Raw genomic sequence first — 17,205 nt, 5'->3', positions numbered from 1 at the left:
TTGAAATAAGTGGAGTATTATTTTGAATCGGAAGGAACAGCGTAGGCCGTCTTATTATCAAAGGATATAACTAAAACCGAAGTTCCTTCTTCTAAGCTTTTATAAATTTTATCAGTACAAATTACTTCCCGAATATAAGCATTTGTATCAGGAAATAAAACGTCGATATAATATTTTTTCGGGCTGGAGCTTTTTGCAGAGGATTTCAAAGAATACTTATTTTTCACTATACCATATTGTGCTTTTTTACAGGTGGAATTTATAGTACTGAGTATTTGTTTTAATACGTAGCATAAAACCCAGAAGAACATCAAAGCTATAAAAAAGAAGCCAATAATTTCCTTGTTGAATTTTTCGGTGCTGGTTCTTATGGTATCGTATAATACGTATGTAGCAAAAATAGAAGCCAAAAACACAATAATGAAGTGAAATGAAAATTTTATAGTTAATTTTCTAGCAAGCTCTTTAACAAAATTAATATCAATACTATTTATTTCATCACATTGAAGCTCTGATACTTTGATTTTACTATTATTAATATCTTTAAGAATGTCTGATAATCTAGAAGATCCCATAGCTTCTCCTTCTATTTCACAATTTATGTTAATTATAGCAAAGACTGGTAATAAATAAAAGGCTTTACTAGCTTTGAAAAAAATTAATATATTGTTAATAATCCGTTTACAGATTATGGAAATTGTGATATTATTATCAACGGTATATGGAAAAAAGAGTAAATGAGGGGGCATTTAAAGTGAAACAGGTTTTTAAACGGTTTGTGATTATGCTAGGTTTAGCGATGTTAGTAGTTTCAAAACCTAGTATGGCATTGGCTCAAACTACCGAGAAAGATAACTTGAAGGTTAAGTTTGAAGTTGAGCAAGTACAAAACAGTAGTGATGAAGCTGTAGGAAAAGTTAAAATTACTAATGTAGGAATCAGGCCAATTGATGACATTAGTATTGAAAGCATTCTTCCAGAGGGAATTAAGCTTAAAGAAGGCAGTGCTTTAAGTAAAAAAGTAGGATCCTTAGAGGCAGGGGAAAGTGTTAATTATGAATTTTATGGTAAACTAGAAAGCTCATTGTCGCCTGGCTCCAGTAACCCAGCACCCGGTAATGGTGGAGAGGTAAATAATCCTTCTACAAACAGTCCTGGAGGTATTTCCAAGGATGTTGTAGATAGTGTAAAAACAGGTGATGATAATTTAATAGCATCATTAGTAGTTTTAATTGTTATTTGCAGTGGGTTAATTGTTTTATTATCAAGGAAAAAGATTAAAGGTAAAAAAGCATTATCTATATTTATTTGTGCTACTTTGGGATCTACTTTAATTGGAAATTCAAAAATGGTACAAGCTGCTGGAGGTGAGAACAAAAAAATATCTGTTAAAGAGAATATTATAGTTAACCAGAAATCATATACTCTTGAAACTGTTGTTAGTTATAAAATTCAATCTGATGTAGTTGTACCTTCAGGAAATGTAATTAGTAGAGGTCAGTGGATTTCCATGTTGATGGATACTATAGCTTTGCAAAGTGGGCAGCAGCTAGAGATAGATGACACAGATAATATATTTAATGATATAGAAGGTAATCAATATAAAGAAGCTATTACAAAAGCAGCAATCCATTCTATTATAGGTGCTGAAAATGGTGCCTTTAGACCAAACGAGCCTGCAACTCGTGAATTTGCAGCTGTAACAGCGGTGAGAGCAGCAAATTTCCAACCAGTTAAGAATATTGTATGCGATGATGCTAATGAAATAACATCTTTAAAAGAAGTAGAAGCAGCAGTTTCAATGGATATTATAAACTTAGATAAAAATAAATTTTATCCTTCACGATCATTAACACAATCTGAAGCTCAATATGTGCTTGAAGGAATAAAAGCAGTATTAAAAAGCACTGCAATAGACCCTAATTATGATAATAATATCCAGTATAAAGATGGGGTTATTGAACTTAAAGATGACGTTTCATATAAAGTAAATGGAACTATTGTCACTTTTGATTTAAATGATAAAACTAAGAATTTAAAGAAAGATGATGTATTTATTCTTCCGGATCAAACACCATATAAGGCTTCAAGTGTTACTATAGAAGGCAATAAGGTAATAGTTGATACAGTAGAGCCTAAAATTGAAGAAACATTAGAATATATAGATGCTCAAGGATATGGTACTGTTGATATGTCGCGTTTTATTCCTGAAGAAGGGGTAGGAGTAGCTCAAACAAATACTAGTAGAATTATTACTAATGCTTTAAACGTGAATGAGGGAGGAAGTATAAGTGGACCGGGAGAAATCAAACTAACTGTTGATAAAGAATTACAAAATAAAATGAAACTTGCTGGTGAGGTTTCTATTAAAATACCAGAGGTTTTATATAAGGCTGATGTAGATGTTGGATTATTTAATATAGATGTTAATAATGTTTACCTTAAATTCAAAGAAGAAGCTAAGGCAACAGGAAAAGTAACTTTATTTAGTGATGAGGGTTCGACTCCTAAAAAAGATGGATTCATTGAACTTGGAAAGGTTCCAATTGTAGGAATACCTGGAGTTGCTATATATGCTGAGATAGGACTAGGTTACACTTTCGAAGGGGAAATCAGTGTATCTGTAACTCTTAAGGGAGAACTGGGAGCTCAGGTATTAAATAATCATTTGAGAGCAATTAAAGATATTAATCTAGGATTTGATGGCCTAGAGTTAAATGCTAAATTTAAAATGGGACCTAGAATTAAGGGATTATTAGAAGTTTGTTCACGTTGGGATTTAATAGACTTTTCAGCTTTTGGTGGAGGTGCAGCAGATGCAACAGGCACACTTCGTGATAATGGACTTATTTGTCTTGATGCTAGCATTTATGTATTTGCAGAATTATCTGCATTAGATGAAGGTATTATAGGAGACTGGCTGAATTTGGGCTATACTTGGGAGATATACAATAAAGAAAATAGCCCAATTAAGAGAAATTATCACTTTGAAAATTTACAGAGGGTACCTCAATGTACCTATGGGGCAGGAACTATAAATGGTATGGTTTCAGAGGCAGGAAATAGGTCAAGCTTTGTTGAGGGTGCTTTAATAGAGGTTCGTGATCCCGTTAAGAATAAAGTTATTAAAACAGTAACTAGTGATGCCAATGGACAATATAGTGTTAAACTTCAAGAAGGTACTTATAACTTTGTAATTTCCAAAGATGGTTATATTTCTTTTGGAAGCCAAGAGGCTATTTCAAAAAATGAAGTAAAGTATGTTCAAACTTATTTAATGGTAGCGCAAGGTCATGAGGGTGAAGAAGGTATTGCAGGAGGAAAAATAACTAATGCTTTGACTGGTGAGAATATTTCAGATATTTCAATAAAAATACGAAAGGGTTGGAATAACCTATCAGGAAATGTTGTAACTGAAACCTCTACGAATCAGAATGGAGAATATCAAGCTAAGCTTACCCTTGGAAATTACACTGTTGAAATGATTAAGGAAGGCTATGTAACTAATTCTTACAATATTTATGTAGCATCTGGCAGTGCATTAAATCAAAATAATACTCTTGTACCTGATTCAACTGAAATACCAGCAGGTGATTTGAGAATGGTACTAACATGGGGTGAACAACCAAGGGATTTGGATTCTCATTTAGTTGGATCTACAGCAGATGGAAGTGGTAATTTCAATATTTACTATGGGAATAAAAAGTATTCTAAAGATGGAGTTATGTATGCAGATTTAGACTTGGATGATACAACCTCCTATGGACCTGAAACAACAAGTATTTACAAGATGAATAGCGATAGTAAATATAGTTTTTATGTCCATGACTACACTAATAGAGGTAATAGTTCCAGCACTGCAATGTCAAATTCCGGTGCTAAGGTAGAGGTATATAAGGGAAATAAGTTATGCGTTACTTATAGCATACCAACAAATAAACCAGGATGTTATTGGCATGTTTTTGATTATGATGCTAAAACAAATAGAATTATTCCTGTAAATTCCTTTGTTAATGGAATAGTGTACGGAAATGCAAATGCAGGTATAAGTGCACGTCAAGTATCCCCTTTGCCAAGATGGGAAGTAGAAGAAAAGAAAGCAAATTAATTTGCGAGACTTTAAAATATAAGTAACTAAAATAAAGCTGATAAAATTATAAATAACATATTTTTATCAGCTTTTTCATTAACTTGGATCGTATTTTGAAGGGAAAATATTATGAGAAAATTAAGTATATTAATATTAAGTTTAATTATTGCTGTATCATTAGGAATAATAATATATAAAAGTTATCTATATCACAAAGATAAAAGTGTATATTTAGAAATTCAGAAGTATAAGCCTAATATTGCTGATTTTAAGGAAGAAAGTACAGTCAACCAGGAGGAAATGAAACTTTTAAATATTAATAGTGATTATAAGTTTTGGATTAGTATAGGCAATACCAAGGTAAATTATCCAGTTGTTCAGGGTGATAATAATACCTTTTATCTAAAACATAACTTTAATGGAGAATATAGTATATCCGGCACAATATTTGTGGATTATAGAAATAATATAAATGAAGATAAAAATATAATTATTTATGGACATAATATGAAAAATGGAACAATGTTTGAAGACATAAATAACTTTAAAGATGAAAAATTTTTTAATGATAATTATATAAGTATTATTAAAGGAAACAAAGAATATAAATACGAAGTATTTTCTGTATATGTAGTACCAACAAATGAGGCTGTATTTAAAGTAAGCTTTAAAGATGATGATGAATACCTAAAATATTTAAAGGCATTAGCTGAAAGATCATTATATATAAAAGAAGTTAACCTGGATAAAAACAGCAATATTATTACGTTAGCAACATGTAGCTATGAATATAATAATGCAAGAACTATAGTGCATGCCAAACTTTTATATTAATCCCAGTAAGGCTGAATAATTACCTTACTGGGATATTTTAATGATATTTTTGAGTTTGTTAAAGGTACTAAAAATTTGACTTTTACGGAGAGTTCTAATAACTGGTAATTGGTAATATTCATACTGTGTAAAGTATTAAAATAGAGGTGTTATATACGGACAACTGCTTGTTAATAAAAAATAGTGCATTAATTTAGCAAGGGGGTTCTTATGAAATTAAAAAAAACATTCTCACTACTTCTTATCCTAATGCTTTCATCTGTATTTCTATTATCTTGCGGAAAAGATAATACTGATAAAAGTGACGTAGATACTTCAAATACTACACAAGATACAAACTTACAAAAACCAACTAGTGTATCAACAGATATAAGTGAAGTAAAAGGAAACGATACTATAGTTGGTTGTGCAAAAATGTTTGTAAATGCATTAATCAATGCTGATGGCGAGACACTGGAGTATTTGGATAAGATAGAAGGTACTTCTGCCACACCAGATAGTTTTGTAAGTATTATTGCACCTAACTTTAAGAGCTATAACATCAATAATTTTACCTTTGAACCTCACGAAAAAGAAGGATATGTAAGTGCAAACTCTTCTGATGGGAAAATTATATTAAACTTAACCATAAAAAATATTGGTGGTAAATATTTTTTAAGTAATTTCGAGCAAATAATGGATGAAGACAATGCGAATTTAGTTTCTGAAGAACCAACAGAAGGTGCAGCAAATCCCCAAGAGGATACAGTTTTAATAGGTAGTTATGTAAAGTTTGGAACCTACAGGGGACAGCCAATAGTTTGGAAATGCGTAGATAAAAGCGATGGTTTAATGTTAGTAGCTGAACACATGATTTGCCTGAAAGCTTATGATGCAGCTGAAAGTGGAGAGTATAATCTTCTTTCAATAGAAGCAAAGAGCTTGGGAAGTAATAAATGGGAGAATTCTAATATTAGAGAATGGCTCAACAGTCTAGATGATAAGGTGAAATATACTACACAACCTCCAACAAAAAATGCAGTATATGGTTATTGGTATGATGATGAGCCTGGGTTTCTCACTAATTTTACACAAGCTGAGAGAAACTCAATAAAAAGTGTTAATCATGATGGTGTAAGTGATATGGTATATTTATTATCTATGGAAGAAGCTAATAAATTTATTCCTTCTCATAGTAAAATTAAAACAACCCCTCAAGCGATAATACTTGAAAGAAATGAAAATATCGACTATGGTGACAACTATTTTTGGACGCGTACACCTTTTGAAAAAAGTGCAGTTCAGGTATGGTCAATATTTGGACCAGACACTAGTAGTTCATCAACAAATGTTGTTAGTGAAGTTAGACCTAGAAATTCCTTTGAAGGGTATGGGAGAGGTGGTGTTCTGCCAGTCCTCAATTTGAAAGGGGGTAGTTTTAAATCAGGTAGTGGAACTTTACAAGACCCATATGTAATAAACTAGTAAATGTTTAATAAAAAATTCTGGCTAACATCGTAATCAATGACACGATGTTAGTTTTTTTGTACCATAGAAATTTTAGAGCAATTAATACAAAAAAATGAAATCATTTCTGAAATATATTTTGGACGTTATGATTTTATTGTAGCAAATTACAAATGATGTAAATATACTATTTGTAGCTGTTCTAAATTAAAAGGGGGAATAAAATGTATTGTAGAAATTGTGGTAAAGAAATTTTAGAGAATGATAAATTTTGTCCTGAGTGTGGTACAAAAAATGAGGCAGGAGCAATACAAAATCAATCTTCAAATATACCAAATGTAACTCAAGTTACCAAATCAGTATTAGATTCAATTAATCTTTCAAAAGATAAAAGTGTTGATTTTTATATTACTCTTGGATCTTCTGTAATAATGATATTTTTAATGTTTGGGGGCTGGGTAAAAGCATCATTTTTAGGCTTACAAAGTAATAGTTTTTCATTATATAGAATATTTAGTTTAGCTAGTCAATTTAAAAACTTTGATAGTCATAATAGTTTTGTATCAGCTTTTAATTTTTTTGCTTTTCTCTTTTTTGTAGGTGCTATTTTGGGTTCTTTATTATTATGCGTGTACTGCTACAAGCTCATTAAGGATTTTAAGAGTAGTTTGTTATGGGGAAATCGTGCAATGATAACGGTTAGTTTATTATCAGCAGGATTTGTTATTGTGATAATGATAGTAAATTCAAGTTTAAAAAGTGAAAGTTACGGATTAGTATCTAATTTACTTTCTTTTACGGCAACACCTTTTATTGTATTAGTGGGAGGGCTTGCTAATAAGTTTTATTTTTTGAAAAAATTAGAGAGTGAAATTCCTCATTAAGTGCACTTAAACAATAAATCCTAAAGATTTAATATATAAGCTGTTTAAAAATATAGGGGGGATTTTTTTGTACTGTGTAAAATGTGGAAAAGAAATGGAATCGAATGCAAAGTTTTGCACGAATTGTGGAGAGCCTGTAGCACCAAATGAACCGAAAATCGTTAGTGAGTATGTTGATAAATCTGAAGAAAATACTATAAATGCTGAAGATTTAACAATGCCAGAAGGTCAGAAAGAAGAGAAATCTTACAATATTGATAACAGTGATAATGAAATTAATAGTAAAGAAAATATAGATGAATTTAAAAAGAGTGATGAATTAGAATTTGCTTCTGAGACTCAAATTAATAACAGTAACAGCAAGTTGAACAAACAAAAAAAGTTGCCCAATAAGAAATTAATAATAGCAGCCTCTGCATTCGCAATAGTGTTGCTGGGTGTATTTATTATAACGAATATGTTAAAGAATACAAAATCTATGCTTAAAGAAATTGAGACTACATTGGCTTCTTGTGATGAATATATATTAGATAACTATAAGTCAGAATATGATACCCTAAAGAGTAGAGTAGACACTGAAAAAAAGGAACAAAACAATCAAAAAATAAAAGAATTATTAGCCGATACTAAGAATTTTATAACCAAATTAGAGAAGGACAATAATAATATAATAGATAATATGCTTAAAGAAACAAAAGCAAAAGATACGTCTAGGGCATATCCTGAGGAACTTGAAAAAATAAAAGGTTATGAGGATAAGGTTACATCTTATAAGAAAGAAAACAAATTTATTAGTGCCCAAAAGGTATTAACTGATTGGAATAACCTAATTGTAACAATTAATACTAATCATGATAATTATGATGTAGTCGTTAATCAAATCGATTTTAATAGTTATCCCAAAATAAAGGTATATTTATCAATAGAAGATAAAAATACAAAAGAAGTACCTAATAATTTAGATCCTCGTTTTTTCTACATTTCAGAAAAAAATGCTGGTAAGAATGAATTCATAAAGCAGACAATTCAAAAAGTAACACAATTAAATCAACAAGAAAGTCTAAATATTAATATAGTAGCAGATGTAAGCGATAGTATGACTGGTAGTCCATTACAGAAAGCTCAAGTAATAATGACTAATTTTTTGGATCAAGTTCAATTTGATATAAAGGATGAAGTTGAGCTAACAGCATTTTCGAATGGAGTTCGTACATGTGCACCATTTACAGATAAAAAAGAACTTTTAAAAAATCAAATAGCTAATCTTAAAACTGAAAATCTTACAGCATTGTATGATGCTCTTTTTGCAGCAGTTAATAATACCGCTGTGCAGAATGGCGCAAAATGTGTAGTAGCATTTACTGATGGACAAGATAACTTCAGTAAAGTTACACCTGATGAAGTAATTCAGGTAGCAAAGAGATATAATGTGCCTATATTTATAATAGGTATAGGTTCTGGACTCGACACTTCAAATTTAGAGAATATAGCGAAGAGTACGAATGGGTTATATAAGCAAATAAACAATATATCAGATATGTCAGACCTATATCAGAAAATTTATAAACAAAACAAGGAAATGTATCTCATTGAATACGAATCTCAGGAAAAAAATAATATGATTGATGAAAGAACATTAAAAATAGATATTCAAACCCGTAAAGAAGGTGGAGGAACAAGTTACACATTTACTCCAAGAATGCTTATTTCAACTCAATCAGATTTGAACAATACAGATGAGATATCAGGATTGATTGGAAATTATTTAAGAAATTATATTAAGGCAATTAACAATCATGATTATTCTTATATAGAAAGCTATTTAGTGCCTGGTGGAGGCGTTGAAAAAGAGGTTAAACCATATATAATGAATGATATACAGGAACAATTGCTTTCACTTGAAATAATAAACAAAGAATTTAAAGACTCCGATACCTGCATTGTAACCACAAGAGAAACCTATGAAGTACAAAATCATGATGACCCATTACACATGAGGGTATTGGAAGGAAAATACGAAGTTAAGAAACAGTCTGATGGAAAGTGGAAAATTTTAAATTTTGCAGACCTATATAAAGTTATATCGAAAATAAATTATTAAACTAGTTAGAAATAAAACCACCACGGTAAAGCGTGGTGGTTTTCTATGTTATGCCATATAATAATTATATGCTATCATGGCTATTACGACTGAAGGAGAGAACCAAGTGTAAGGGAGGTATAAAATGAATTTAGAAATTATTAAGACTGATAGTAAAAATAGTGATTTCATTATGCTTATAAATGAATTGGATAAAGATCTTAGGGAAAGAAATGGAGAAATACAAGATCAATATGATAAACATAATAAGATTGATAATGTAAATGATGTTGTAATTATATATGTTGATAAAAAGCCTGTAGCTTGTGGGGCTTTTAAGGAATATAATACTGAAACTGCAGAGCTTAAAAGAATATTTGTACTAAAAAGTTTTAGGGGACAAGGATTTTCAAAATTATTAGTTAATAGCTTAGAGGAATTATCAAGTAGTAAAGGCTATAAATATGCTATTTTAGAAACAGGAAGAAAACATATTGAAGCAATTAATTTATATAAAAGAAGTGGATATACAATAACTGAAAATTATGATCCATATATAGGTATGACAGAGAGCATTTGTATGAAAAAAAACTTATAGAAAAATTAATTTCAATACCGTATTGTTCCAAGATCAATAATACGGTATTTTTGTACATTTTTTTAATTATATCTTTGAGATAAGTAGCAAATATAATATTTAAAGCATTATATATTATAGCTCTAAATCAAGAATAATTTAAACTTGTATAAATATAAAACCTCAAGGTAAATATAGACATAACAAATTTATCATAAATTAATATATTTTGTGTGACCAAATTGTTAATGTGTTTAATCTATGTTAACTTGTTTGTTTTTATAAATACTATTATAATCTAAAAGTTGATTATATAATAAAAGCTTTGAAAGGCGGTGAGTAGAGTGGAAGATAGTCCCGAACCTAATAATGACACGATATTTGAGTTAAAACTAAAAAGGTGGGGGATATTATACACTCTGTATAGTTAGCTTAATATCCTCCATTTAGAAAAGGAGGAAGCTTACTATGTTTACACTACCATTCAAAAATGATAAAAAACAACAATCTATTAACATTAAGAGCATAAATACAGAGGTGAAGATAGTAGAATTTGGTGGACTTAAATGGATAGATATCATAAAACCTACTAACAATGAAATTAATATGCTTAAGGAGATGTATGACTTTCATGATCTTTTATTAGAGGATTGCATGACTGAACATCAAAGACCAAAAGTAGATTCCTATGAAGATTATAGTTTTATTGTGCTTCATCTTCCTAGATATAAAAAAGAATATTTTAGACTTGATTTTGAAGAAATAGATATTTTTATAGGACATGATTATTTAGTTACACTTCATGAAGGAGAACTTAAGCCATTAGTAGAGCTAGCACAAAAATGTGAATCAAGTGAAGTTTCACAAAGTGAGTATATGGGAAAAGGTTCTGCACTATTATTGTATGAAATAATAAAAACACTGTTTGATTATTGTTTCCCTATGTTAGACAAGATTGGCAATATTGTTAATGAAATAAACAGACAAGTATTTACTAATCGTTCTAAAGATATGCTTGAAGTTATATCAAGAACAAAGATGCAGATCATTAATTATAGAAGTGTTATAAAACCATTAAGACCAGTTATTTTAACATTGGAAAAGGTTATTCAGAAATATTTGCCAAAGGATATGGATATATACTTTGATGATATAACAGATAAAATAGAAAAGATATGGGATATGCTTGAGAATTATAAAGAAGTAATAGAATCAGCAGATAATACTTTCGCGTCATTGACTAATCATACAATGAATGGGTTAATGCGTACCTTCACTATTATACAAGTTGCAATATTACCCATGACCCTTGTAAGCGGATTGTTTTCAATGAATGTACAAGGAATTCCTATGCATAGTTATGCTATGGCCTTTTGGATCGTATTTGGAATGATATTTATTCCAACAATATTTATAGGGATATTATTCTTTGTTAAAAAGGATAGATGGTTTTAAGTTAAAAGAGTTTGTGATACCGTATTTTTCAGTAATGAATGATACGGTATTTTTTTACCCTTTAGGGATTTATAATATTTCAAGGTTATTTGAAATAAGTAATTAAATTTTAAGTATATTTTAATGTGATTTTAATCTAAAAATATAAAAATAGAAAATAGGAGATACATTCATTAGATGCTTTAACAAGTAACTTTGATAAAAAGTTTAAAACTTTTTAAATAAATAATAAATGGAGGAAAAAATATGGTAAAGAAAAAATTCACAATGCTTGCAAGTTTAGTATTGGGAGGAAGCTTACTTTTAGGAACTGTTGTTGTAAATGCTTCACAATTATCAGGTTATGAAACTTATAAAAAGGCTGTTTTAAGTACAAAGGAATTAAAAAATGAAACAGCTACAGTAAAAGTTTCTGTAACAGATAATGATGCTAGTCTTTTAAATGTAACTGAAACTTTTAAGCAGAATGAAGGATCTAATGCTATGAGTAGTGTAACTACTATAGCATCCAGTGGCAAAACTCAAACTATAAGCAACTATTTGCAAAATGGTCAGCGTGTAGAAAAGACAAGTGACAGTGATGTATATTCAGTGTCAGGTTCTGGGGACAAAAAATATCAAAAGGAAGATAAGGCAGAAAATCCACAAGTTGTACAAGCTGTTGGAGTAATAGTTGATACTCTTGTAGGAAATATGAAGGATGGAGTTTCAACAACTGATAATGGTGATGGAACAAAAGCTGTAACAATAAAATTGAATGATAGTCAAATTACACCATTGGTAAATGCAGTGGCTTCAATTGCAATGGCTAAGAACAATGAGAAAGGTGATATAAAGGACCTAAAGAATGTACTTCCTCAGCTACAAAGTGAAGTAAAAGTAGTGAGTGTTGATTCTAGTGCAAATATCAATAAAAATGATATAATTACAAGCCAATCAGGAAAACTTATTATTTCTGGTAAGGATGCAACTGGAAAACTTCATACAATTGCTATTAATGTTGATCTACAACTATCAAACATAGATGGCACAACTCCTGATACTGTAGATTTAACAGGAAAACAAACTAAGACTATGGATAGTTTTAAAGGACATAGGGATTAGAGAAAAATATTTTTTGGGAGATTGAAAATCATAAAAGATATTCAATCTCTCTAATTATAAAAAATGAGGAGAAAAGTATGGAAAAGGTTTTGGAAGTAAAAGATTTAACTAAGATTTACTCTAATGGTAGAGGAGTAAAGAATATTAGTTTTGAAGTGATAAAGGGAGAAATATTTGGATTTCTTGGTCCTAATGGGGCAGGTAAGACAACTGTAATGAAGTCCATTATTGGATTAAATTCTATTCAAAGTGGGAATGTCAAAATCCTAGGACATGATTTGAAAGATGAATTCGAAGTTGCATTAAGGTCTGTTGGGGCTATTATCGAAACAGCAGATGTTTATGAATATATGTCAGCATATAACAATCTTAAGACAGTTGCTAGATTTTATAGCAATATTAAAGAATCAGATATTGAGGATATATTAGGGAAGGTTAACCTTAGTCAATATAAAAATGAAAAGGTAAGCAAATTCTCATTAGGAATGAAGCAGAGACTTGCACTAGCAATGGCACTTATTTCAAATCCTGAATTGGTAATATTAGATGAGCCAACCAATGGACTAGATATAGAAGGTACTGTTGAAATGAGAAATATGATCATAGAACTAGCCAAAGAAAAAAATATGACTTTCTTTATCTCAAGTCATTTAGTGCATGAGTTAGAACTAATGTGTAATAAAGTGGCAATAATTCATAATGGACAATTGATTAATAGTGGAACTTCAATAAGTGAAATAAAAAAAGAGTACAATACCTTAGAAGATTTCTATATGCATGAGATTAAAGGAGGGGAGAAGAATGAATAGTTTAGGAGCTAATGTTATAAATGAAGTGCAAAAGCTTTTTTTAAGAAAGAAAACCGTAGTGTTTTTAGTTGTTATGGCTTTAATTAGCTTTCTATCAGCATTTTTTATTTCTGTAATTCAATCAAAATTATTCTTTATATCTTTAACAGCAGAAAATTTTCCTCTGATTATTTTAAGTGTTATTACTAATGTATTTCTCCCTTTATTTATCTTTATGTTAGCAGCAGAATTGTTTTCAGGCGAAATTGCAGATAGAACTATGAAATTAACACTTACAAGACCTATTGGTAGATTTAAAATATTTATCTCAAAAAATATAGCAATTGCTGCATATGTGATTTTAAATTTATTTGTAATAATGATTTCAACGTTAATTGCAGCGGTTTTATTTAGATTTAGTATCGGTAGTTATGGACTAATTGTAATTAGTTATATGTTAGATGCTATTCCAGCATTAATAGTAGTAACATTTGCTTCTTGTATAGTTCAATTCTTTAGGAGCAGCATTGGGTCACTAGTTAGCTGTATTTTATTATTTATTGGAGTCAAAATTGTAGCAATATTTATTAATGGTTTTAATAATGCTATCTTTACTTCTTATTTAAACTGGTATACTCAATGGACTTCAGGCGGAATTAAATATTTAGCTCATATTAATTTGTTATTTATGCTTATAGCTTACGGAATAATATTTTTCACCATTGGGTTTTATTTATTTGATAAAAAAGAATTTTAGATAGAAATATATTTAGTTTTAATTAATTATCCTAAAAAGGAGATAGATATGATAGAAGCAATAGTAAATTGGGCAATTTTTATTTTAGGGAAGTTAGGGTACTTCGGTGTATTTACATTGATGGCACTGGAAAGTGCATGTATTCCTATTCCGAGCGAGGCAATATTGCCATTTGGAGGATATTTAGCCTCATCTGCATATACTGGTCAAAGATTAAATCTTCTAATAGTTATATTGGTTGGGACATTGGGAGGAACTTTAGGTTCAATTGTAATGTACTATATAGGTGCTAAGGGAGGAAGACCACTAGTTGAAAAGTATGCAGAAAAACTCAAGTTATCAAATAACAATATTGAAATGAGTTATAAGTATTTTAATAAATATGGAGATAAGATAGCTTTTTTCTCAAGATTACTTCCAATAATAAGAACATTTATTTCATTACCAGCAGGAATAAGTAAAATGAATCTTAAAAAATTTATAATATATACTTTCCTAGGTTCGTTTATTTGGAGCGTAATACTTGGGTATGCAGGATTTATAATGGGTGAAAACTGGACTAAGATTCGTTCATTACTTCACATAATGGATTACTTAGTGATAGTTTTAATATTTGGATTAATAATTTATATTGTTATTAGAAATAAGAAAAAAGCAATTAATGAGAATTAATTCGTACACTTATATAATTCATATTAAGCTATGAATAATACTGTATTTTTTAATCACACAATAAGCACATAAATTTGACACACAAATGAAATATGAATCATTTACTATATAAACAAGATAAGTTTTTTTATAAATTTTCCCCCTTAAAAACAGCTAGTAATTTTATATATTCTAGCTGTTTTTTTATTTTTGTTTTTTCGACATAAAAGGAGGAATTTAGAAGAGATTTGAATATAATGGATATTATAGAAAGTAAGACAACTTAAAGTATTGTATATGGTAGGAGGTTTAGAATGAAGGAAATGAATCCAGATATGTTTAAGGCGATGAATGATAATTTCAAGAAAATGCTTGAACATGAAGGCTTTGATACAAGAAATATAGACTCTGAAAATATGGAGAACTTTTTGGGCAAGCTATTACAAGGGGGATATCAGATTAAACAAGAAAAACAAGAAGGAACAAATGGAATGATCTATATCCTTAAAAAGAATGGGAAAGTATTATCAACATTTGCTATAAAAAGAGAAGGAACTAAAGTAAATGTATCAAAAGTAAAGTTTTATTAATATTACTAATTTAAAGATTGGTAAATAAGAAAAAGCATTTAGATGTTCTAAATGCTTTTTATCTTTACTTAGAATGGCATGTATATTTTTATTACTAATGAAGAAATTAATAAGGTGAGGTGAAGATGATGAAAATAAGAAGATTTATTATTATTCTTTTAATATTAATTATACTTTCTAGGCATGATATAAAAGGAAATGAAATCACTTGATTGGCTATCAAATTATATATAGTTTTAAAATAATAGAATGAGGTGTCTACAATGAAAATGAAAAAATTTATATATCTTTTTTTATTATTAATTTGCTCTTTTACAACAATTTCAAAGGCAACTGAATCTCGTGACCCAATATTTAATACATATAAGCAAGGCGTATATAGTATTGCTGAGCTTCAAGACTATAAAGCAACAGCTACACTTGTAACTCCTAATAATCGCACAAGTGTTTCAATTCTTGACCATGAAGGTGATATAAGATTCTTTAAAGAATTTGACACAGTAAATGAGAGTATAAATTTAGGAACAATTAGGAATGGAGATACTATTTCTATTGTAGGAAATGGAGAAATAGCAGTAATTTATAATAAATAGTACTCAATAAAAGATTGAGTGCTTTTTTATTTGAATTAATATAATATGGTATAATTTAGCTATATGAACTATGTGAAAAAGGATGAAATTTATGACAAAGAATATTCCTAATATGTTGTCAAGTTTGAGAATTGTATTTTCAATTTTTTTATTAACACTTATACCTCACAAAATTATATTTGTAGCAATATATATATTTATAGGTTTAACAGACGTATTAGATGGATTTATTGCAAGAAGGTATGGATTAGAAAGTGATTTAGGAGCAAAATTAGACTCGTTTGCTGACTTTGTATTTTATTTAATATTTCTCATAATCTTTTTAAAAGAATACTCCTCAATTATAAATTTCAATCGTGTGATTATGCTTATTCTTATAATAGCTATTCGAATATTAAATTTGTTATTTACTAAAATTAAATACAAAGAGTTTGTATTTATTCATACAATTGGAAATAAGTTATCGGGATTGATTATTTTCCTTATGCCTATAATGCTTATATTTATTAAAAGTCCCATTTTAGTATGGACTATTTTAATAATTGTATTGATATCAGCTCTGGAAGAGCTTTTGATTACTATTAAATATAAAGAGCCAGATTTAAATAGAAGAAGTATTTTATTTAAATAAAAAATATAAGAGTCTTACTAAAGGAGAGGCAGTTAATATGATAGGAAAACTAATGAAATATCTAAATGATTTATTTTGGATAGAAAAGTTTAAAGGGAAAAATAAGTTTTTTCTATTTTATGCTAGAGTGGCTATGAATGGCTATTTATTATTTGTTACTGTAAGCCTAATAGCATCAATAGTTACATTAAATTTAGATATGCTTTTTGAAAGTTTATTAGTTATGATTTTCTTTCCAGTTATATATCATATAATTATGGGAATACATAGACGGTTACATGGACTATAAAAAGTTTATTCAGATATTGAAAAATACTTAGTTTAACTAGAAGCTTATGAATTAATTATAAGAAAGAGAGAAATTTGTATGCTGTTTTTACTTTTACTAATTCCAATACTAATAACCCTAGCTATATTAATTAAGTATACGGAAAACAGGAACTCAATAAAATTAATGTTATTAGGAATAGAGATTTCTATTGTTGGAGTAGCATTAATCGCATTTGTAGGTTGAGGAATATCATCAAGTGATGGATTTATATATAGTTTAGTAGGCTTAGTGATAGTTTTAGTTGGAATAACAATTAGCATTTTCGGATTTATTAAAAAATAAACTTAATAGAAATTAAAAGCAAAAGCTCTTCAAAACAAATTGAGGAGCTTTTTATGTTAGGACTTTTTACGTATAAGGAATATAAAATTATGTAAACTATCAAAAGGAGATG

General features: G+C 29.2%; 17 protein-coding genes. 16 read left to right on the top strand and 1 reads right to left on the bottom strand.

Annotation, left to right across the window (positions count from 1 at the left end):
* Window positions 1-17: 17 nt before the first annotated feature.
* Window positions 18-575, bottom strand: coding sequence for a hypothetical protein (locus PTZ02_RS09505; protein WP_274227552.1), 558 nt, complete (start codon window positions 573-575; stop codon window positions 18-20).
* A gap of 179 nt (window positions 576-754) precedes the next feature.
* Between PTZ02_RS09505 and PTZ02_RS09500 the strand changes: the two genes are divergently transcribed.
* The 16 genes from PTZ02_RS09500 (at window position 755) to PTZ02_RS09425 (ending at window position 16,994) form a co-directional block, all read left to right on the top strand.
* The gene (locus tag PTZ02_RS09500; protein WP_274227551.1) at window positions 755-4,108 is read left to right on the top strand and encodes a carboxypeptidase regulatory-like domain-containing protein; all 3,354 of its coding nucleotides are present in this window, start codon (window positions 755-757) and stop codon (window positions 4,106-4,108) included.
* A gap of 111 nt (window positions 4,109-4,219) precedes the next feature.
* The gene (gene srtB, locus PTZ02_RS09495; RefSeq protein ID WP_274227550.1) at window positions 4,220-4,924 is read left to right on the top strand and encodes a class B sortase; all 705 of its coding nucleotides are present in this window, start codon (window positions 4,220-4,222) and stop codon (window positions 4,922-4,924) included.
* A 210-nt stretch (window positions 4,925-5,134) separates the two neighbouring features.
* The gene (locus PTZ02_RS09490; protein WP_274227549.1) at window positions 5,135-6,388 is read left to right on the top strand and encodes a DUF6273 domain-containing protein; all 1,254 of its coding nucleotides are present in this window, start codon (window positions 5,135-5,137) and stop codon (window positions 6,386-6,388) included.
* A gap of 206 nt (window positions 6,389-6,594) precedes the next feature.
* On the top strand, window positions 6,595-7,254 hold the full coding sequence (locus PTZ02_RS09485) for a zinc ribbon domain-containing protein (protein ID WP_274227548.1): 660 nt from the start codon (window positions 6,595-6,597) through the stop codon (window positions 7,252-7,254).
* Window positions 7,255-7,321: 67 nt separating this feature from the next.
* Window positions 7,322-9,355: a VWA domain-containing protein gene (locus PTZ02_RS09480; RefSeq protein WP_274227547.1), complete on the top strand. Its 2,034-nt coding sequence runs from the start codon at window positions 7,322-7,324 to the stop codon at window positions 9,353-9,355.
* Window positions 9,356-9,479: 124 nt separating this feature from the next.
* The gene (locus tag PTZ02_RS09475; protein ID WP_274227546.1) at window positions 9,480-9,932 is read left to right on the top strand and encodes a GNAT family N-acetyltransferase; all 453 of its coding nucleotides are present in this window, start codon (window positions 9,480-9,482) and stop codon (window positions 9,930-9,932) included.
* 447 nt (window positions 9,933-10,379) lie between these two features.
* The gene (locus tag PTZ02_RS09470; protein WP_274227545.1) at window positions 10,380-11,366 is read left to right on the top strand and encodes a magnesium transporter CorA family protein; all 987 of its coding nucleotides are present in this window, start codon (window positions 10,380-10,382) and stop codon (window positions 11,364-11,366) included.
* A 246-nt stretch (window positions 11,367-11,612) separates the two neighbouring features.
* Window positions 11,613-12,470: a hypothetical protein gene (locus PTZ02_RS09465; RefSeq protein ID WP_274227544.1), complete on the top strand. Its 858-nt coding sequence runs from the start codon at window positions 11,613-11,615 to the stop codon at window positions 12,468-12,470.
* 77 nt (window positions 12,471-12,547) lie between these two features.
* On the top strand, window positions 12,548-13,279 hold the full coding sequence (locus PTZ02_RS09460; RefSeq protein ID WP_274227543.1) for an ABC transporter ATP-binding protein: 732 nt from the start codon (window positions 12,548-12,550) through the stop codon (window positions 13,277-13,279).
* Window positions 13,272-14,015, top strand: a complete 744-nt coding sequence (locus PTZ02_RS09455) for an ABC transporter permease (protein ID WP_274227542.1) — start codon at window positions 13,272-13,274, stop codon at window positions 14,013-14,015. The genes PTZ02_RS09460 and PTZ02_RS09455 overlap by 8 nt, the downstream gene beginning before the upstream one ends.
* Before the next feature lie 48 nt (window positions 14,016-14,063).
* Window positions 14,064-14,687: a DedA family protein gene (locus PTZ02_RS09450; RefSeq protein WP_274227541.1), complete on the top strand. Its 624-nt coding sequence runs from the start codon at window positions 14,064-14,066 to the stop codon at window positions 14,685-14,687.
* A gap of 293 nt (window positions 14,688-14,980) precedes the next feature.
* Entirely contained in the window at window positions 14,981-15,256 is a 276-nt protein-coding gene (locus PTZ02_RS09445) for a hypothetical protein (protein ID WP_274227540.1), read from the top strand.
* A gap of 263 nt (window positions 15,257-15,519) precedes the next feature.
* Complete coding sequence (locus PTZ02_RS09440; protein WP_274227539.1) at window positions 15,520-15,849, top strand: hypothetical protein; 330 nt, start codon at window positions 15,520-15,522, stop codon at window positions 15,847-15,849.
* 91 nt (window positions 15,850-15,940) lie between these two features.
* Window positions 15,941-16,480 carry a CDP-alcohol phosphatidyltransferase family protein gene (locus PTZ02_RS09435; RefSeq protein ID WP_274227538.1) on the top strand — a complete coding sequence of 180 codons (540 nt, stop codon included), beginning with the start codon at window positions 15,941-15,943 and terminating at the stop codon, window positions 16,478-16,480.
* A 37-nt stretch (window positions 16,481-16,517) separates the two neighbouring features.
* The gene (locus PTZ02_RS09430; RefSeq protein WP_274227537.1) at window positions 16,518-16,769 is read left to right on the top strand and encodes a hypothetical protein; all 252 of its coding nucleotides are present in this window, start codon (window positions 16,518-16,520) and stop codon (window positions 16,767-16,769) included.
* A gap of 78 nt (window positions 16,770-16,847) precedes the next feature.
* The gene (locus PTZ02_RS09425; RefSeq protein WP_274227536.1) at window positions 16,848-16,994 is read left to right on the top strand and encodes a hypothetical protein; all 147 of its coding nucleotides are present in this window, start codon (window positions 16,848-16,850) and stop codon (window positions 16,992-16,994) included.
* Window positions 16,995-17,205 lie beyond the last annotated feature (211 nt).

The organism is Clostridium sp. 'White wine YQ', from assembly GCF_028728205.1.
GTDB lineage: Bacteria > Bacillota > Clostridia > Clostridiales > Clostridiaceae > Clostridium_T.
Note: the sequence above shows the minus strand (reverse complement) of the source record. Positions and strands in the feature narration are given on the sequence as shown.